Below are 17,421 nucleotides of genomic sequence, written 5' to 3'. Positions count from 1 at the left end.
CGCCGGGCCGCGCCGGCACTCCGCCCCCTGGTCAGCCCGGGGGGCTGGCGGGCGGGGCGGCGGCCGCCCGCAATGTGGGCGGGGGCCGGTGCGGGGGGGCCCGCCCGGGCCGCGGAGCCGAACACGCAGGTACCGGCGGGCAGCAGGCACTACGCGGCCACGGGTTTCCCCGATCGCATCGTCGCCTCGCCGGCGCAGGATGCCGCGCAGGGTTTCGCGGTGGCGTGGCGGACCTCGCCGCTGTCGGCCGCGCCACAGCTGGAGCTCGCGCTTGCCGGGGATTCACCGGACCTGGGGCAGGTGCGTGCGCTTGCGGCACGCAGCGGCCTGTTGCAAAGCGAGAACGGCGTGTCGCAACACCACCGGGTCGACGTCCAGGGGCTGTTGCCGGACACGCTCTACGCCTACCGGGTGCAGGGACAGGACACGTGGAGCGCTTGGCATCACTTCCGTACCGCTGGCGCGGCGGGTCAGCCGCTGACGCTGCTGTACTTCGGCGATACCCAGAACAAGAACCTCAGCCATGTCAGCCGGGTTATCCGGCAGGGCTGGCAGACCGCTCCCGATGCGCGCCTTGCCTTGTTCGCCGGCGATCTGGTCAGTGGGGGTGATGGCGAGGACGACAACGAGTGGGGCGAATGGTTTGCCGCCGGTGGCTGGCTGTTGCCGGGCATGGCGGTGGCGCCCGCGGCGGGCAACCACGAATATTTCGAGGAGTTCGAGGACACCCCGCAGGAGCGTCGCGTACTCGGCAGACATTGGCCGCTGAGCTTTGCCTTGCCGGGCAACGGTGCGCCCGGTGCAGCCAGCACCACCTACTGGTTCGATTACCAGGGCATCCGCGTGGCGATACTCGACGGTACCTCGGCGCTGGATCTGGGGACGGCCAAGATGCAGGCCGATTGGCTGGAAGACGTGCTGGGCAGCAGCACGCAGCCATGGAACATCGTGGTGGTGCACCAGCCGCTGTATCCGTTGCGGGCGGAGCGGGACACCTCGGTGCTGGCCACGCAGATCCGCCCGGTCCTGCAGCGGCACAAGGTCGATCTGGTGCTGCAGGGACATGACCACACCTATGGCAGGCGTGGCGACGACAGTGGCGCTTTGCCGCAGTACATCTCCTCGGTGGCAGGGCCCAAGCAGTACCGGCTGTCGCCGCAGGCACGTGGCACGATGAAACCCACGGCAGAGGACACCCAGCTGTTCCAGGTGTTGCGGGTGGACGGCGCGCGTCTGCACTACCGTGCCTACACGGCCACCGGACGTCTGTACGACGCGTTCGAGATCCTGCGGGACAAAGGCGGCGCCAAGCGTCTGGGTGAAATCACCGAAGGCCGCATCGCGCCGCGCGATTGCCCGCGCGCGGTGTCGCCCAAGGGCCGGAGCGATCGCTGCTGGGAGTGATCCGCCCCTCCGTGGCGGCGCAGATGGGCGGCTTGCACGCCGCCAGCGTTGCCACGGAGATCTGCCACGCACGGCCGGGACGGACCCCCGGGCCTGTGTCTATACTCTGCCCCTGCGTCGTGCCGGAGAGCCGGCGGAGGCAGCCTGGCGGCGGTGGTTCGAACGCCGCGGCCGCTGCCGGGACGCGCCATTGACGGTCGCCCTGTGCAGGGGCGACCGCGTCATCATCGGCCCGGTGCCGACGCACCGGGCAAGTATCACGGAGGATCGATATGCGTGCAGACAAGGGGTGGATCACGGCCGGGGCGGCATTGCTGCTGGGCGCGCTGGCCTGGGGCGTGGACGCGGCACCGCCGCTGGAAGAGGAGATCGTCAATCCCAGCGAGGTGGTGTTTGAAGGCGGGCAGGCTTATGCCGATGCCGGCGATGGCAGCCTGGAACGTCTGCGCAGCCGCCAGCAGGACGGGGAAACCGTCTATTACCGGCTGGTCCGTTACGACAACGAATTCGGCTATGTCGCCGACGACGGTTCTCCGCCGGTGGCGCAGGCGTCCCGCGCGCCGGTGTCCGAGCTGGTCACGCCGTTCCGTTACTACGGCTCGGGCCATCTCTATCGGCCGGATTTCTACAACAGCCCGTACAACCGCGACGCCCGCCAGCGTTACTGGGGCCCGGGCTATTTCGGCAGCTGCAGCCGCTATGACGGCTGCAAGGAAGTGCAGTTCGTGCCGGTGGTGCCGTATCGCGTCATCGGTTATTGAGTGGCCCGGGCGGGGTGGAGCATCCACGGACACCTGACGGTCGATACATGGTGGTTCGCGGCCGTCTCTGGCGGGTCGCGAATCCCCGTCTTTCGCCACGGGAACACGAGGTCCTCGTCAGTACGCTGATGGCCGCACGCCGGCAAGTGAAAGTCGCATTGGTGGCGGGCGATCCTGCTGCACTTTCGGCAGCACGTAGTTCGGTCAACGCTGCAAAAATCGCGCTGGGGAGCGGGGGCCTGTCTGGTGGGAGGATGGTGCCCAGGACTTCAACCGTCACCTGGTCAAGAACACGCCTTATCGGGACTGGTACGAGAAGCACATCGGACCGCAGGCCTAGCAGTGCATTGCACTTCAAGGCCGCTTGGCTGCATGGTCTAGGCAGAACGGAGAACGGCGGCCACTGGCCGCCGTTCCTGTTGCACGCGAGGTGGTGGATCAGGCGGCGTCGGCCTGCGCGCGGCGCGGGCCTTCGAGCAGTGCACGGCCGACCATGTCGACCAGTAGGTCCAGCTCGGCCTCGTCCATGTCGAAGTGCGGGGTGAAGCGCAGCGAGTTCTCGCCGCCGTGGATCACGTTGACGCCGTGCATGCGCAGCCATTCCTCGGTGGAGTTGGCGCCGTAGCACTTGAACTGCGGGGCCAGCTCGCAGGAGAACAGCAGTCCGGTGCCCTGGACCTTGGTGATCAGGCCGCCGAGCTTGGCCTTGAGTGCTTCCAGCTTCTGCACTGCCTGCTCGCCGCGCACACGGATGTTCTGCCGCACTTCCGGCGACAGGCGGGCCAGGGTGGCACAGGCCACGTCCAGCGCCCGCGGGTTGGTGGTCATGGTGTTGCCGTACACACCCTTGCGGTACAGACCGGCGGCATGCTCCGTCACCGCCAGCACCGACAACGGGAACTGCGCGCCGTTCAGGGCCTTGGAATAGGTTTCCATGTCCGGCGGGTCCAAGGTCTCGTAACCCGGATAGTCGACGAACGACAGGGTGCCGTGGGCGCGCAATGCGGCCTGGATGGAGTCGATCAGCAGCAGGCTGCCGTGTTCGCGGGTGAGTTCGCGGGCCAGCTTGTAGAAACGGGCCGGTACCGCGCGGCCCGGGTCGCCTTCGCCCATCACCGGCTCCAGGAACACCGCTTCGATGAACCACTGGTTGGCCTGGGCATCGGCGAAGACCTTGCGCAGCGCCGCCTCGTCATACGGGGCGATGGTGATGACGCTGGTCTCGCCACGGTAGCTGGCCAGGTGCTGGTCATAGGCCTTGCGGCTGGAGTCCGAATACAGCGCCGGACGGTCGGTGCGGCCATGGAAGCTGCCCTTGATCACCACGCGCTTGATGGTGGCGCCGGCGTGGCGGGCGCCCGGATCGGTCTGCAGCTTGGCGTTGATATCGGCGATACGGGCGGCTAGGCCTACCGCTTCGGAGCCCGAATTGAGGCACATGAAGTGCGAGAACGGACAGCCGTCGCGGCTGTGGCCGATCTCCTTGCGCATGGCTTGCACGAAACGGCGCTGGGAAAGGCTCGGGGTCATGATGTTGGCCATCACCTGCGGCTTGGCTGCGGCCGCCATGATGTCGGCCGGGGTATGGCCGAAACCGAGCATGCCGTAGCCGCCGGCGTCGTACAGCACCGCCCCCTTGAGCGAGACCACCCACGGGCCGCAGGCGGCCAGCGCGATATACGGCACTACCGCGTCATCGGCATAGAAGTTGACGAAACCGGCCTGCATCGCCGCGATCTGGTCCTTTTCGTCCAGATCCAGCAGATCGGCGGCGTCCTTCTTGATCCGGGCGTATTCGGTGGCGGCGGCATGGATGGCGCCGGTCAGGTCGGGATGGGCAGCGGCCAGGCGTTCGATGCTGGCATCGTCCAAGCCCGAGGTCAGGCGGGTGCCGGCGTGCGCGCGAAGCGGCGCAAGGGGGCCGAGTACGGTCATGCTCATCTCCACAAAGTTTTGTATATACCCATTATCTGGAGATTCTGGACATATGGCAGCTGTGATCTCGACGGTTTTTCGGGTAATTTCGTCGAATCGACGAAACTGGTGGGCAATGTGAATATATCCCCGGCCGATGAGCGGCTGTTGTCCGTGCTGCGCGAGGATGCGCGCGCCTCCACCGCGCAGATCGCCCGCCGGCTGGGCCTTTCACGCACTACCGTGCAAAGCCGTATCGACCGGCTCGAGCAGCAGGGGGTGATCGCCGGCTATACCGTACGCACCCATGAGGACTACGAGCAGGGCCAGGTCCGCGCCCACGTGCTGATTACCGTGTCGCCACGGAAGATGCCGGTAGTGGTCAAGGCGCTGCGCGAACTGCCGGAAGTGCGCACCCTGCATTCGGTCAGCGGCAACCACGACCTGATCGCGATGGTGGTGGTCGGCGGGGTAGGCGAGATGGATGTCGTGACCGACGCCATCGGCGCCATCGACGGGGTGGAACGCACCAACAGCGCCATTATCCTGTCCACCAAGTTCGAGCGCTGATCGCGCCGACCGGGCATCGCCCGTTGGCAGGACTACAATAGCCGGCTCCCCGTACGATGTTCCGGCCTTGAAGAAGTCCGATTTCCACTATGACCTGCCCGAGGCGCTGATCGCCCAGGCTCCCCTGGCCGAGCGTTCGGCCAGCCGTCTGCTGCTGGTACCGCCGGCGCCAGCCGCGTTCGATGACCGGCATGTGCGCGATCTGCCGCAGCTGTTGCAGCCGGGCGATCTGCTGGTGTTCAACGACACCCGGGTGATCCCGGCGCGCCTGTTCGGGCAGAAGGCCACCGGAGGCCGGGTCGAGATCCTGATCGAGCGGCTGCTTGGCGAGCAGCAGGCCCGCGCCCAGATCGGTGCCAGCAAGTCGCCCAAGCCGGGCAGCCGCATCCAGCTCGATGCCGGCGGCGAGGCCGAGGTGCTCGGGCGCGATGGCGAGTTCTATGTGCTGCGCTTCGAGATTCCCGAGCCGCTGGAATCCTGGCTGGTGCACGAAGGCCGGCTGCCGCTTCCACCGTACATCCACCGCGAGCCCGGTGTGGATGACCGCGAGCGCTACCAGACCGTGTTCGCCCGGCAGGTGGGGGCCGTGGCCGCACCCACCGCCGGCCTGCACTTCGATGAGCCTTTGCTGGCGCAGTTGCGCGAGCGTGGCGTGCAGTTCGGCCATGTCACCCTGCACGTGGGCGCAGGCACCTTCCAACCGGTGCGGGTGGATGACCTGAGCCACCATGTGATGCACCGGGAGTGGCTGAATGTCGGCGCCGAGCTGGTGGAGCAGGTGCGCCGCACCCGCGCCGCCGGCGGCCGGGTGATCGGGGTCGGCACCACGGTGGTGCGCGCGCTGGAAAGCGCGATGCGGGACGGCGAGCTGTATCCGTTCGCCGGCGAAACCCAGATCTTCATCACCCCGGGTTACCGCATCCGCAGCGTCGATGCGATGGTCACCAATTTCCACCTGCCTGAAAGCACGCTGCTGATGATGATCAGCGCCTTTGCCGGCAGGGAGCGGGTGTTCGAGGCCTACGCCCATGCCATCGCGCAGCAGTACCGCTTCTTCAGCTATGGCGATGCGATGCTGCTGTTCCCGGCTGCGCACGACGACGCCTGATCCGCCAGGCCCTGCGCCGCGGCGCCCAATCCGCGACAATGCCCGCACGACCGACAGATAGATTCCATGTCCAGATTGCAGTTCAAGCTCCAGACCTCCGATGGCCGTGCCCGCCGTGGCCAGCTGTCCTTCCCGCGTGGCACCGTTGAAACGCCGGCGTTCATGCCGGTGGGCACCTATGGCTCGGTCAAGGGCATCCTGCCCGAGCAGGTGCGGGCGCTCGGCGCCGAGATCATCCTCGGCAACACCTTCCATCTGTACCTGCGTCCGGGGCTGGAGGTGATCGCCGATCACGGCGGCCTGCACGGATTCTGCCAGTGGAGCGGGCCGATCCTGACCGACTCGGGCGGATTCCAGGTGTTTTCGCTGGCCCATCGCCGCAAGATCACCGAAGAGGGCGTGACCTTCGCCTCGCCCACCGATGGCGCGCGCGTGTTCCTCGGGCCGGAGGAGAGCATGAAGATCCAGAAGGTGCTCGATTCGGACGTGGTCATGATCTTCGACGAGTGCACGCCGTACCCGGCCACCGAAGAGGTGGCGCGCAAGTCGATGGAGCTGAGCCTGCGCTGGGCCCAGCGCAGCCGCAACGCGCACGACACGCTGGGCAACGATGCGGCGCTGTTCGGCATCGTCCAGGGCGGGGTGCATACCGACCTGCGCAGCCGCTCGGCCGAGGGCTTGCAGCAGATCGGCTTCGACGGCTATGCCATCGGTGGCCTGGCGGTGGGCGAGCCCGAGCACGAGCGCAATGCGATGCTCGACCACATGCATCCGATCCTGCCGGCCGATCGTCCGCGCTACCTGATGGGGGTCGGCCGCCCGGAAGACCTGGTCGAAGGCGTGGCCCGTGGCGTGGACATGTTCGATTGCGTGATGCCCACCCGCAACGCCCGCAACGGCCACTATTTCACCTCGTTCGGCACGGTCCGCATCCGTAACGCCCGCTACGAGCGCGACATGGACGTGATCGAACCCGGCTGCGGCTGCCATGCCTGCACCAGCGGTTACACCCGTTCCTACCTGCGCCACCTGGACCGCTGCAACGAGATGCTGGCGCCGATGCTGGGCACGATCCACAACCTGTTCTATTACGAAAAACTCATGGCCGACATGCGTGCGGCGATCGAGGCGGGAACCTTTATGGCGTTCCGCGAGTCTTTCTATGCAGCCCGAGGCCTCGCCGTCCCGGCGCTGTCGGGGGAGTAGCGGTAGCGCAAGCGGGCCCGGGACGGGGTTCCGGGCTCGTGGCATACTTCACGGCTGACCCAGTTTCGTGGTGGCGCCACCGGTTTCACCGCCGGGCCACGCCACCCAACACCAAGGACCAATACATGAATCTGATGGCTATCCTGCTCCCCGTCGCCCAGGCCGCTCCGGCCGCTCCGGGCATGGGCACGTTCCTGCTGCCGATCGCCCTGATCGCGGTGATGTACTTCCTGATGATCCGCCCGCAGATGAAACGCCAGAAAGAACACAAGGCGATGCTGGAAAAAATCAGCAAGGGTGATGAAGTGCTGACCTCTGGCGGCATTGCCGGCGTGGTCACCGACATCGGCGACAACTTCGTCACCATCGAAGTGGCCGACAACGTCCGCATCCGCGTGCAGAAGGCCGCTATCGGCAACGTCCTGCCCAAGGGCACGCTGAAGTCCGCGGCCTGAGGCTGATCCCTTTCCGTCACGTCGCGACGCCGGGAAGGCGTCGCGCAGGATCCTGCAATGCTTGAATTTCCACGCTGGAAGTACTTCCTGATTCTGATCGTTCTGGCTGTCAGCACGCTGTACGCGTTGCCGAACATCTACCAGAAGGATCCCTCCGTCCAGATCACCGCCAATCGGGGTGGACAGATCGACGACACCCTCAAGGGTCGTGTCACTGCCGCGCTGGAAGAGGCAGGCGTGCAGGCCAAATCGGTGGAGGAGGAGGGCGAGAACAACCTGATCGTCCGCCTGCCTTCATTGGAAGCACAATCGCGTGCCAACGAGGTGCTGCGTGACACCGCCGGTGACAACTACACCGTCGCGTTGAACCTGGCCTCGACCGTGCCGGACTGGCTGGCCAACCTTGGCGGTAAGCCGATGGTGCTGGGTCTGGACCTGGTCGGCGGCGTGCACTTCGCGCTGCAGGTGGATCAGCAGGCGGCGGTGGACAAGCGGTTCGAGGCGTTCGCAGAAGATGTGCGCACCACGCTGCGTGACAGCCGCATCACCTACCGCTCGGTCGAGCGGCGCGGTGAAAACAGCATCCAGGTGGTGCTGGCCAACGCCGCCGATGCGGACAAGGCGCGTGCGGCACTGGCCAAGTCGCAGCCGACCTTCACCTACGCGGTCAGCGGTGATCGCATCGCCGTTAACGTGCCGCAGAGCGAAATGGCCCAGATCACCTCCGGCGCCATCGAGCAGAACCTGACCACGCTGCGCAACCGCGTCAACGAGCTGGGCGTGGCCGAACCGATCATCCAGCGCCAGGGCGAAGACCGCATCGTGGTCGAGCTGCCTGGTGTGCAGGACACCGCCGAGGCCAAGCGCATGATCGGCGCCACCGCGACGCTGGAATACCGCGCGGTTGTGGACGGCAATGCGCAGGACGCTGTCACCACAGGCCGGATTCCGCCGGAAGCCAAGCTCTATCGCGACCGTGGCGGCAACCCGGTGCTGTTGAACAAGCGCACCATCGTCACCGGCGACCAGATGGTCAAGGCCGACGTGGCGACCGACCAGAACGGCCTGCCGGCAGTGAGCGTGACGCTGAACAGTGTCGGTGGCCAACGCATGTTCGACTTCACCAGTGCCAACGTCGGCAAGCCGATGGCCGTGGTGTACACCGAGCGGATTCCGCAAGTGACCCTGGTCAATGGCGAGGAGCAGCGCAGCTTCCGGGTCAAGGAAGAGGTGATCTCGGTGGCAAACGTCAATGGCGTGTTCGGCAAGAATTTCCAGACCACCGGTTTGGAGAAGGCCGAGGCCGACAACCTGGCCAAGCTGCTGCGCGCCGGCTCGCTGGCTGCGCCGATGGACTTCGTCGAGGAATACGTGATCGGCCCGAGCCTGGGTGCGGAGAACGTGGCCAGCGGCGTCAAGGCCGTGGTCTTCTCCTTCATGTTCACCTTGGTGTTCTTCTCCATCTACTACCGCATGTTCGGCTTGATCACCTCGGTAGCGCTGCTGTTCAACCTGCTGATCGTGGTCGCGGTGATGTCGATGTTCGGCGCCACCATGACGCTGCCCGGTTTTGCCGGTCTGGCGCTGTCGGTGGGTCTGTCGGTCGATGCGAACGTGCTGATCAACGAGCGAATCCGTGAGGAGTTGCGACTGGGCATGCCGGCCAAGGCCGCCATCGCTGCCGGTTACGAGAAGGCCTCGGGCACCATCCTCGACGCCAACCTGACCGGACTGATCGTCGGTGTGGCCCTGTACGCGTTCGGTACCGGCCCGCTGAAGGGCTTCGCGCTGACCATGATCATCGGTATTTTCGCCTCGATGTTCACCGCCATCACGGTGTCGCGCGCATTGGCGGTGCTGATCTACGGACGCCGCAAGAAGCTGCAGTCCGTGGCTATCTGATCGGGAAGAGACCCTCAAATGAAACTGTTTCCACTTCATATCATCCCGAACGACACCAATATCGACTTCATGCGTCATCGCAAGCCCGTGCTTGCGTTGATGGTGGTGTTGCTGCTGGTTTCCTTTGCCGTCATCGGCTTCAAGGGATTCAACTACGCGCTGGAGTTCACCGGCGGTACCGTGGTGCGCACGCATTTCGAGAATTCGATCAACGTCGATCAGGTCCGCGAAAAGCTGGCCAACGCCGGAATCGAAAACGCCCAGGTGCAGAGCGTGGGCAGCGGCAACGATGTGATGATCCGTCTGCCCCCGGATGGTGAGCACAACAACGCCGCTGATGCCGCGCAGAAGGTGGCCCAGCGTGTCCAGGCGGCCATCACCACGGCCGGCAATCCGGCCACGGTCCAGCCGGGCGAGTTCGTCGGTCCGCAGGTGGGCAAGGACCTGGCGATGAACGGTATCTACGCGACGCTGTTCATGGTGATCGGCTTCCTGATCTACATCGCCGCGCGCTTTGAATGGAAGTTCGCGATGGTGGCCAGCATCACCGCGTTCTTCGATCTGATCCTGACGATCGCCTACATGTCGCTGATGGGCCGCGAGTTCGATCTCACGGTGCTGGCCGGCATGCTGTCGGTGATGGGTTTTGCCATCAACGACATCATCGTGGTGTTCGACCGCGTACGTGAAAACTTCCGCAGCCTGCGTGTGGAGCCGCTGGAAGTGCTCAACCGCTCGATCAACCAGACCCTGTCGCGCACGATCATCACCGCGGTGATGTTCTTCCTGTCGGCACTGGCGCTGTATATCTACGGCGGCGAGTCGATGGAAGGCCTGGCCGAGACGCACATGGCCGGTGCGGTGATCGTGGTGGTGTCCTCGATCATCGTGGCGGTGCCGCTGTTGAGCATCGGTCCGTTCAAGGTCAGCAAGCAGGATCTGCTGCCCAAGGCCAAGGACGAGGAAGAGCTGGCACGTCGTCCTTGATTGACCGCTACGGTTGTCTGGAAAAGCCGCGCGTCCGCGCGGCTTTTCTTTTTGCGTCATGCCCGTGCTCAAGCCGCTTTTCCATGCGGTGGCGTCGGTTGTGTTCACTGCGGCCGCGCACTACGATCCTCCCGGTTCAGTGCCCGCCTGCTGAATCCGCTGCCTTTCGACCATGTTGTGGAAGGGCCGGTTTCGCAGCCGAGGGCTGTTTTTCTGCTTACCCAATCGAGGTTTTCATGGTCATCAAACCGCGTGTGCGCGGCTTCATCTGCGTCACCACCCATCCGACTGGTTGCGATGCGGCGGTCAAGGAGCAGATCGAGTACATCAAGGCGCAGCCCAAGCTGGCCCACGGTCCGAAGAAGGTGCTGGTGATCGGTGCCTCGACTGGATACGGGCTGGCGGCGCGTATCAAGGCGGCCTTCGGCAGCGATGCGGCGACGCTGGGCGTGTTCTTCGAGCGTGCCGGCACGGAGAGCAAGCCCGGCACGGCGGGCTGGTACAACTCGGCCGCATTCGAGAAGTACGCGCACCAGGCTGGCCTGTATGCACGCAGCGTCAATGGCGATGCGTTCTCCGACGAGGTCAAGGCCAAGGTCATCGAGATCATCAAGGCCGATCTGGGCCAGGTGGATCAGGTGGTCTACAGCCTGGCATCGCCGCGCCGCAAGCACCCGAAGACCGGCGAGGTGATCAGCTCCACGCTCAAGCCGATCGGCGAGCCGATCACGCTGAAGGGGCTGGATACCGACAAGGAAGTGCTGACCGAAACCACGCTGCAGCCGGCCACCGCCGAGGAGATCGCCGGGACCGTGCAGGTGATGGGCGGCGAAGACTGGCAGATGTGGATCGATGCGCTGCTGGAAGCCGGTGTGCTGGCGCCGGGCGCCACCACCACCGCCTTCACCTATGTCGGCGAAGAGATCACCCAGGCCATCTATTGGAACGGTTCGATCGGCGCAGCCAAGAAGGATCTGGATGCCAAGGTCAAGGACATCCGCGGCAAGCTGCAGGGTATCGGCGGCGATGCGCGCGTGTCGGTACTCAAGGCGGTGGTGACCCAGGCCAGCTCGGCGATCCCGACCATGCCGCTGTACCTGTCGCTGCTGTTCAAGGTGATGAAGGAAGAAGGGACCCATGAAGGCTGCATCGAGCAGCTCGATACCCTGTACGACATCCTCTACAACGGTCCGCAGGGCGGTGCCAACGCCGCAGATCACATCCGCCCGCAGCTGGTGGACGGCAAGGGCCGCACCGTGGAGCTGGTCGATGGCGAAGGCCGCCTGCGCGCCGACTACAAGGAAATGGCGCCGGAAGTGCAGGGTAAGGTGCTGGCGCTGTGGCCGCAGGTGACCAACGAGAACCTGTATGAGATCAGCGACCTGGCCGGCTACAAGACCGACTTCCTGCGCCTGTTCGGATTCGGCATCGAAGGCGTGGATTACGACGCCGACGTGAATCCGGACGTGGTGATTCCGGGGCTGGTCGAAGTCTGATTGAACAGCTGGCGTCGAAAGGAAAAAGCCGCGCACTGCGCGGCTTTTTTTGTGGACTCCTTGCCGGACTCAGTTGAACTCGAAGTCCATCTGCGCGCCGGCGGGGCCGACGAAGTCGCCCTGCACATAGTCCAGGCCGGCACTGAACAACAGACTCATCGTGGCCGCGTCGGAAATGAACTCGGCGATGGTGAGGATGTTGGCCGATTGCGCCTTGCTGGTGATTTCCTGGGTCTTGGGCAACTGTTCCTTGGCCTGTACCGGGTCTGCGGTGAAGTCCGCGTCCAGTTTGAGGAACGCCGGCTGGAAGTGGGCCAGCAGCTGGAACGAATCGAGCCCCGAGCCGAACTGCTCCAGGCCCACCTTGCAGCCCAATGCCGAGACATCGGCCAGGAACTGCTGGGCGTTGCGCAGGTGGGTGAACACCTTCGCTTCGGGAATCTGCAACCACAGCTGCTCGCCACTGACACCTTCGGCCTGGAGGGCGTCGCGGATCGTTGCGATCAGCTGCGGGTCGCTGAACGATTCGGGCGTGATGCGTACCATCAGATGGGTGCGATGACCGGCGCGCTTCCGCTCGCCCAGTGCTCGGATCGCCTGGCTGACCACCCACCGGTTGATCGGTGCCATCAGCTCGTGCTCCTGCGCGATCGGCAGGAAGGTGATCGGACTGACCAGTTCGCCGTTGTTTTCCAGCTGCAGCGAGGTGTCATACAGCTGGATCGGCTCGCCAAGTAGATTCAGCACCGGCCGGTAACGCAGCTGGAAGCCGTCGCCGGCCAGCGCATCGCGCATGCGCTGTACCCAGCGCTGGATGCGTTCTTCCTCAACCCGGTCCATCGCGCCGGGGTCGAATACCTTGACGGTATTGCCGCCCAGCTCGATGGCGGCGCGGGTGCAGTCGGTGGCGCGGGCCAGCACCTGACCGACGCTGGCGATCTTCTCGCCGACCTGCACGCCGCCAACGCTGACCGACACCGTGGCCGAGCGCTCGCCGATGCTGAATACATGCGAGGCGAAAGCATCGCGCACCCGCTCGGCGACGCGGGTGGTGTTGGCATAGTCGCCCGGGGTCAGCAGCGCGAAGTTGTGCTCGCCAAAGCGGGCCAACTGGGCGTCCTGGCCCGCCACGTCCGCGAGATTCTGGCCGAGTGCGGCAATCAGCGCGTCGGCCGAATCCAGGCCGATGTCGGGCAGCAGCCGCGCGTAGTGATCCGGCTCGATCAGCAGGAAGCCATACTGGCCATCGCTGCGGCTGACCTGCGCCACCGCGTTTTCCAGATGCACCATGAAGGTGGGGCGGTTGAGCAGCCCGGTGACCTGGTCACGCTGGCGAAGCGCCTCCACTTCACGGGCCAGTTCGGGATCGAATTCCTCGCGGCGGCGGAATACCACCTGGAAGCAGCTCTCGCCCTCGTAGGTGGCCGGACTGAATTCCATGGTCGCCGGGAATGTTTCCCCGTCCTGGTTGCGGGCGTGGATCTCGTACTGCGGCGGTGGGGGCTCGCCCTTGCTCAGCGACTTGAGCAGCTGCTTGAAGTCCTCCACGTGCTGCGGCGCGACCATGTCCAGCAGCGAAATGCCCTCGACATCGTCGAAGGTCTCGTAACCGAACATATCCAGATAGGCGTCATTGGCACGGATGTGCATGCCTTCATGGATGTAGGCGATCGGATCGCGCGAGGAGGAGATCAGTGCATCGCAGCGGCGCTCGGTCTCGCGCATCTGTGCTTCGATCCGGCGCAGTCCGCGGCGGGCCTGAAGGTCGGTCCATTCGTTGCCGATCACCGAGAGCAGGTGCTCCGGGCGCTGGCGCAGGGCAATGGCACGGATGCCGTTGGCGACCGCCTCGACCAGCACGTTCTCCTCGATCCGGTCGGCCAGCAGGATCATCGGAATGTCCTTGCCGCTGGCCGCGATCTGCTGGGTCAGCAGCAGCTGCGGGATGTTGTGCGAGGGGGCGGCCAGCACCAGGTCGATCGGCTGGCTGCCCAATGCCTGCGAAAGCTCTTCCGGATTCTGTGGCCTGGAAGGGCGCACGGCGATGCCGCTGTTGCGCAAAGTGCTGACGATCGCTTCGGCATTCTCGGCGCTGTCATCGACGATCAACAGGCGCAAGGTGATGTCTTTGCTGTTCTGCATTCAGTACTCCCCTCAGACCGGTTTTAATACACGATGGGTGGCATGGCGTCTATGCGCAGAACGCTTGCCTGTGACGCAATTCCGCCGGGCTTGCATTCACACCGCATTGCCGGCCGCCGCGCCCGACGCCCAGGCCCACTGGAAGTTGTAGCCGCCCAGCCAGCCGGTCACATCCAGCACCTCGCCAATGAAGTGCAGGCCCGGAACCAGTTGCGACTCCATCGTGGACGAGGAAACCTTCCGGGTATCCACGCCACCGAGCGTGACTTCGGCGGTGCGGTAGCCTTCGGTGCCACTGGCCACCAGCGGGAAATCGGCGAGCAGGGCGGCGGTGGCCTTGATCTCGCGCTCGTCCAGCTGCCGTACCGGTTTGTCGGCAAGCCAGTGCTCGCACAGGCGCAGTGCCAGCCGGCGCGGGATCACCTCCGACAGCACGGTGCGCAGTTCAGCGGCGCCGCGCTCCCGCTTCATCTCGCGCAGCCACTGTTCGGCATCGCGGTCCGGCAGCAGATCCAGGCGCAGGTCATCGCCCGGTTGCCAGAACGAGGAGATCTGCAGGATCGCCGGACCACTCACGCCGCGATGGGTCAGCAGCATGAAGTTGCGGAAGCGCTGCCCGTTGCAGCGCGCCTCGATCGGCAGCCCCACGCCGCTGAGCTCGGCAAAGCGCTCCTGGTGCCTGCCGCTGAGCGTGAGCGGCACCAGGCCGGCGCGCGTGGGCAGCACTTCGTGGCCGAAACGCCGCGCGACTTCGTAGCCGAAGCCGCTGGCGCCCATGCTGGGAATCGACAGGCCACCGGTGGCGATCACCAGCGAGGCGCAGTGGAACAGTCCCTGGGCGGTCTGCACGCGAAAGCCGTCGCTGCCGCGTTCAATGTCCTGCACGCCGCAGTCGGTACGGATCTGCACGCCGGCCGCGTCGCATTCGTCCAGCAGCATCCTGACGATCTGCTTGGAGGAAATGTCGCAGAACAGCTGGCCCAGCTCCTTCTCGTGGTAGGCGATGCGGTGTCGCTCGACCATCTCGATGAAATCGGCCGGGGTGTAGCGGGCCAGTGCGGATTTGCAGAAATGCGGATTGGCCGACAGGAAGTTGCCTGCGGTGGTGCCGGTATTGGTGAAGTTGCAGCGTCCGCCCCCGGACATCAGGATCTTCTTGCCAACCTTGTTGGCATGGTCGATCACCTGCACAAGTCGGCCGCGTTGACCCGCGGTGAGGGCGCACATCAAGCCCGCAGCACCCGCGCCGATCACCAGGACGTCGCAGCGGATTGTGTTCATCGCCACGCCGATCTCACTCTGCCGGGCGCTTGCGCCCGACCGGGATCACATCCAGCTGTGTCTGGTCGTTGAGCAGCTGTACTTCACCATCCTGGATCAGCACGTTCCAGCGCATGGCCCGCTGGATCTGCTGTCCCCACTGCTCGACGAAAACGGCCGGCAAATCCAGTACGGAAAGGTTGTCGAAACGCACCAGGTGCTTGCCCTGCTTCTGCCACCAGATGTCGGAGGCATGGCCGCCGTAGTTGACCACCTGCACGCGACCGCTGCGGTTGCAGGCCTTGCGGATGCGCGATTCGTCCGGATGGCCCAGGTCGATCCACTGTTCGATGGCGCCGGTGTAATCGAGCTGCCACAGGTCCGGCTCGTCCTCGGTGCTCAGGCCCTTGCCGAATTCCAGCCGGTCCTGGGCGTTCAGGGCGAAGGCGAGCAGGCGCACCATCAGGCGCTCGTCGGTTTCGGACGGATGCTGGGCCAGGGTCAGGTTGTGGGTCGCGTAGTAGCCGCGATCCATGTCGCTGATCTGCAGCTCGGCCTTGCGGATGGTGGCGGTGAGGGCCATGGGAATACCGGGAAAGAAGACCGGCCATGATAATGCCTGGCCCCCTTCCCGACCTGTACGCCTGTGCCTGATCCCGATCTGCCCAGCCGCCTGCAACTGGCGCCCGGTTCCTGGACCTGCCTGCTGGACGGGCTGTGCGCGCGTTTCCCGCAGGTTTCCCGCGCGCAGTGGCTGGACCGCTTTGCACGGGGCAGGGTGCTGAGCGCCGGTGGCGTGCCGTTGATGCCGCAGCAGCCGTGGCGGGCAGGGCTGGAAATCCAGTATTTCCGCGAAGTGTCCGAAGAGCCCCGGATTCCGTTCGTCGAGCAGGTGCTGTATCAGGACGAGGATCTGCTGGTCGCTGACAAACCGCATTTCCTGCCGGTCATGCCAGCCGGGCAGTATGTCCGTGAAACGTTGCTGACCCGGCTGGTCGCGGCAACCGGCAACCGTGATCTCGTGCCACTGCACCGGATCGATCGCGGAACTGCCGGGTTGGTGCTGTTTTCCTGCAACAGGCGCAGCCGCGCGGCCTATCAGCGGCTGTTCCTTGATCGCCGTATCGACAAAGGCTACGAGGCGCGGGCGCTGGCACTGCCTCAGGCGCGGTTTCCATTGGAGCGCGCCAGCCGTATCGAGCGTGGTGAGCCGTTCTTTCGCATGGCCGAGTGCGCGGGCGAGCCGAATTCGCTGAGCCGGATCTCGGTGATTGAGCGCACCGGAGCCGTCTGGCGCTATGCCCTTGAGCCGGTTACCGGTCGCAAGCACCAGCTGCGCGTGCATATGGCCGCGCTGGGGGCACCGATTCTGGGAGATGACATCTACCCGCAGCTGGTCGCGCGGGCCGTTGATGACTACCGCGCGCCGTTGCAGCTGCTGGCGCGGTGTCTGGCGTTTGTGGATCCACTCAGTGGCAGGCGTCGCGAATTTTGCAGTGAGCGCACGCTGGGCTGATCGGCGGTGGCCGGGCGTCTGGTCGCCTGGATCATTGGTGTGCTCCGAGTGGCGGCGTTGGACGTATTGGGTGACTCCACCGGACGCTCCGAGGTCGTGATCCCACGCAGTCTGGCTATAATTTTTCGCGTTGCAGACGCAGGGAAGTGCGTTTTTTGCGGGTAAGTTTATGAATTCATTCGGTATATTTTGGGGCCTGAATCCATCGGATTACCTGAATACGGTTTTTGTCGCTTTTTGGCGAAAAGCCGCGTATCGTTTGCCCCACTGTGCTTGCAAGGGTCACCGTGAATCGTGGCCTGATGCAGTTGATCTACAACGATCCGCTCATCGATCCGCTTTACCAAACGCCTGCAACTCAGTCTCGGCCCCGATACCCGGTGGCTGCGATTATTTCAACTTATGTTTCAGGAGTTAGTATATGTCTGATCGTCAGACCGGCACCGTCAAGTGGTTCAACGACGCCAAGGGCTTCGGCTTCATCACCCCGGAAAGCGGCCCGGACCTGTTCGTGCATTTCCGCGCCATCCAGGGCAACGGCTTCAAGTCGCTGCAGGAAGGCCAGAAGGTGACTTTCGTCGCCGTGCAGGGCCAGAAGGGTATGCAGGCTGACCAGGTGCAGGCCGTCTAATTCAGACGCCAGCCACCGCAAGGTAGCCAAAAACGCCGGAAGCGCAAGCTTCCGGCGTTTTCTTTTGTC

At 64.9% G+C, this 17,421-nt stretch carries 15 protein-coding genes and 1 pseudogene; 12 read left to right on the top strand and 4 right to left on the bottom strand.

Features of this window, described 5'->3' with window-relative positions; translation table 11 throughout:
- The first annotated feature begins 72 nt into the window (after positions 1-72).
- From ACVOMC_RS13200 to ACVOMC_RS13190, 3 genes and pseudogenes are all read left to right on the top strand, one after another.
- On the top strand, positions 73-1,404 hold the full coding sequence (locus ACVOMC_RS13200; RefSeq protein WP_481524316.1) for a purple acid phosphatase family protein: 1,332 nt from the start codon (positions 73-75) through the stop codon (positions 1,402-1,404).
- Positions 1,405-1,676: 272 nt separating this feature from the next.
- Positions 1,677-2,165, top strand: coding sequence for a hypothetical protein (locus ACVOMC_RS13195; RefSeq protein ID WP_481524312.1), 489 nt, complete (start codon positions 1,677-1,679; stop codon positions 2,163-2,165).
- Positions 2,166-2,212: 47 nt separating this feature from the next.
- Positions 2,213-2,505, top strand: a pseudogene (locus ACVOMC_RS13190) (hypothetical protein).
- 98 nt (positions 2,506-2,603) lie between these two features.
- On the opposite strand, the gene ACVOMC_RS13185 reads toward ACVOMC_RS13190, so the two are convergent.
- Positions 2,604-4,100 (bottom strand): aminotransferase class III-fold pyridoxal phosphate-dependent enzyme, encoded by a 1,497-nt coding sequence (locus ACVOMC_RS13185; RefSeq protein WP_481524311.1) that lies wholly within the window; start codon positions 4,098-4,100, stop codon positions 2,604-2,606.
- Between the two features lie 117 nt (positions 4,101-4,217).
- Here ACVOMC_RS13185 and ACVOMC_RS13180 point away from each other — a divergent pair, with 117 nt between their 5' ends.
- The 7 genes from ACVOMC_RS13180 to fabV all read left to right on the top strand — a co-directional run bounded on the left by ACVOMC_RS13180 (position 4,218) and on the right by fabV (position 11,803).
- Positions 4,218-4,649: an Lrp/AsnC family transcriptional regulator gene (locus tag ACVOMC_RS13180; RefSeq protein WP_054657834.1), complete on the top strand. Its 432-nt coding sequence runs from the start codon at positions 4,218-4,220 to the stop codon at positions 4,647-4,649.
- Positions 4,650-4,716: 67 nt separating this feature from the next.
- Entirely contained in the window at positions 4,717-5,757 is a 1,041-nt protein-coding gene (gene queA / locus ACVOMC_RS13175) for a tRNA preQ1(34) S-adenosylmethionine ribosyltransferase-isomerase QueA (RefSeq protein ID WP_481524310.1), read from the top strand.
- A gap of 66 nt (positions 5,758-5,823) precedes the next feature.
- Positions 5,824-6,963 (top strand): tRNA guanosine(34) transglycosylase Tgt, encoded by a 1,140-nt coding sequence (gene tgt, locus ACVOMC_RS13170; protein ID WP_481524309.1) that lies wholly within the window; start codon positions 5,824-5,826, stop codon positions 6,961-6,963.
- Between the two features lie 125 nt (positions 6,964-7,088).
- Positions 7,089-7,418: a preprotein translocase subunit YajC gene (gene yajC, locus ACVOMC_RS13165; protein ID WP_054657840.1), complete on the top strand. Its 330-nt coding sequence runs from the start codon at positions 7,089-7,091 to the stop codon at positions 7,416-7,418.
- A gap of 57 nt (positions 7,419-7,475) precedes the next feature.
- Complete coding sequence (gene secD, locus ACVOMC_RS13160; protein ID WP_054657842.1) at positions 7,476-9,320, top strand: protein translocase subunit SecD; 1,845 nt, start codon at positions 7,476-7,478, stop codon at positions 9,318-9,320.
- An 18-nt stretch (positions 9,321-9,338) separates the two neighbouring features.
- Positions 9,339-10,307, top strand: coding sequence for a protein translocase subunit SecF (gene secF / locus ACVOMC_RS13155; RefSeq protein ID WP_054657844.1), 969 nt, complete (start codon positions 9,339-9,341; stop codon positions 10,305-10,307).
- Positions 10,308-10,543: 236 nt separating this feature from the next.
- Positions 10,544-11,803, top strand: a complete 1,260-nt coding sequence (fabV, locus tag ACVOMC_RS13150; RefSeq protein WP_054657846.1) for an enoyl-ACP reductase FabV — start codon at positions 10,544-10,546, stop codon at positions 11,801-11,803.
- A gap of 69 nt (positions 11,804-11,872) precedes the next feature.
- Here fabV and ACVOMC_RS13145 read toward each other — a convergent pair whose 3' ends face one another.
- The 3 genes from ACVOMC_RS13145 to ACVOMC_RS13135 all read right to left on the bottom strand — a co-directional run bounded on the left by ACVOMC_RS13145 (position 11,873) and on the right by ACVOMC_RS13135 (position 15,788).
- Positions 11,873-13,945 carry an EAL domain-containing response regulator gene (locus ACVOMC_RS13145; protein ID WP_481524308.1) on the bottom strand — a complete coding sequence of 691 codons (2,073 nt, stop codon included), beginning with the start codon at positions 13,943-13,945 and terminating at the stop codon, positions 11,873-11,875.
- A gap of 96 nt (positions 13,946-14,041) precedes the next feature.
- Positions 14,042-15,226, bottom strand: coding sequence for a BaiN/RdsA family NAD(P)/FAD-dependent oxidoreductase (locus ACVOMC_RS13140; RefSeq protein WP_481524307.1), 1,185 nt, complete (start codon positions 15,224-15,226; stop codon positions 14,042-14,044).
- A gap of 13 nt (positions 15,227-15,239) precedes the next feature.
- The gene (locus ACVOMC_RS13135; RefSeq protein WP_481524306.1) at positions 15,240-15,788 is read right to left on the bottom strand and encodes a YaeQ family protein; all 549 of its coding nucleotides are present in this window, start codon (positions 15,786-15,788) and stop codon (positions 15,240-15,242) included.
- 63 nt (positions 15,789-15,851) lie between these two features.
- Between ACVOMC_RS13135 and ACVOMC_RS13130 the strand changes: the two genes are divergently transcribed.
- Both ACVOMC_RS13130 and ACVOMC_RS13125 read left to right on the top strand, forming a co-directional pair.
- Positions 15,852-16,721, top strand: a complete 870-nt coding sequence (locus tag ACVOMC_RS13130) for a pseudouridine synthase (RefSeq protein ID WP_481524305.1) — start codon at positions 15,852-15,854, stop codon at positions 16,719-16,721.
- A gap of 421 nt (positions 16,722-17,142) precedes the next feature.
- A complete protein-coding gene (locus ACVOMC_RS13125) occupies positions 17,143-17,352 on the top strand; it encodes a cold-shock protein (protein ID WP_054659637.1) in 210 nt (69 codons plus the stop codon).
- Positions 17,353-17,421 lie beyond the last annotated feature (69 nt).

It is taken from the genome of Stenotrophomonas sp. STEN014 (genome assembly GCF_056760315.1).
The sequence above is the reverse complement of the archived record's forward strand: the minus strand, read 5'-3'. Positions and strand labels throughout refer to the sequence as shown.

Excerpts from the sequence above, each read along its gene's own strand:
- ACVOMC_RS13200 (WP_481524316.1), top strand. The coding sequence starts at position 73 with ATGTGGGCGGGGGCCGGTGCGGGGGGGCCCGCCCGGGCCGCGGAGCCG.
- ACVOMC_RS13195 (WP_481524312.1), top strand. The coding sequence starts at position 1,677 with ATGCGTGCAGACAAGGGGTGGATCACGGCCGGGGCGGCATTGCTGCTG.
- ACVOMC_RS13185 (WP_481524311.1), bottom strand. The coding sequence starts at position 4,100 with ATGACCGTACTCGGCCCCCTTGCGCCGCTTCGCGCGCACGCCGGCACC.
- tgt (WP_481524309.1), top strand. The coding sequence starts at position 5,824 with ATGTCCAGATTGCAGTTCAAGCTCCAGACCTCCGATGGCCGTGCCCGC.
- yajC (WP_054657840.1), top strand. The coding sequence starts at position 7,089 with ATGAATCTGATGGCTATCCTGCTCCCCGTCGCCCAGGCCGCTCCGGCC.
- secD (WP_054657842.1), top strand. The coding sequence starts at position 7,476 with ATGCTTGAATTTCCACGCTGGAAGTACTTCCTGATTCTGATCGTTCTG.
- secF (WP_054657844.1), top strand. The coding sequence starts at position 9,339 with ATGAAACTGTTTCCACTTCATATCATCCCGAACGACACCAATATCGAC.
- fabV (WP_054657846.1), top strand. The coding sequence starts at position 10,544 with ATGGTCATCAAACCGCGTGTGCGCGGCTTCATCTGCGTCACCACCCAT.
- ACVOMC_RS13145 (WP_481524308.1), bottom strand. The coding sequence starts at position 13,945 with ATGCAGAACAGCAAAGACATCACCTTGCGCCTGTTGATCGTCGATGAC.
- ACVOMC_RS13140 (WP_481524307.1), bottom strand. The coding sequence starts at position 15,226 with ATGAACACAATCCGCTGCGACGTCCTGGTGATCGGCGCGGGTGCTGCG.
- ACVOMC_RS13135 (WP_481524306.1), bottom strand. The coding sequence starts at position 15,788 with ATGGCCCTCACCGCCACCATCCGCAAGGCCGAGCTGCAGATCAGCGAC.
- ACVOMC_RS13125 (WP_054659637.1), top strand. The coding sequence starts at position 17,143 with ATGTCTGATCGTCAGACCGGCACCGTCAAGTGGTTCAACGACGCCAAG.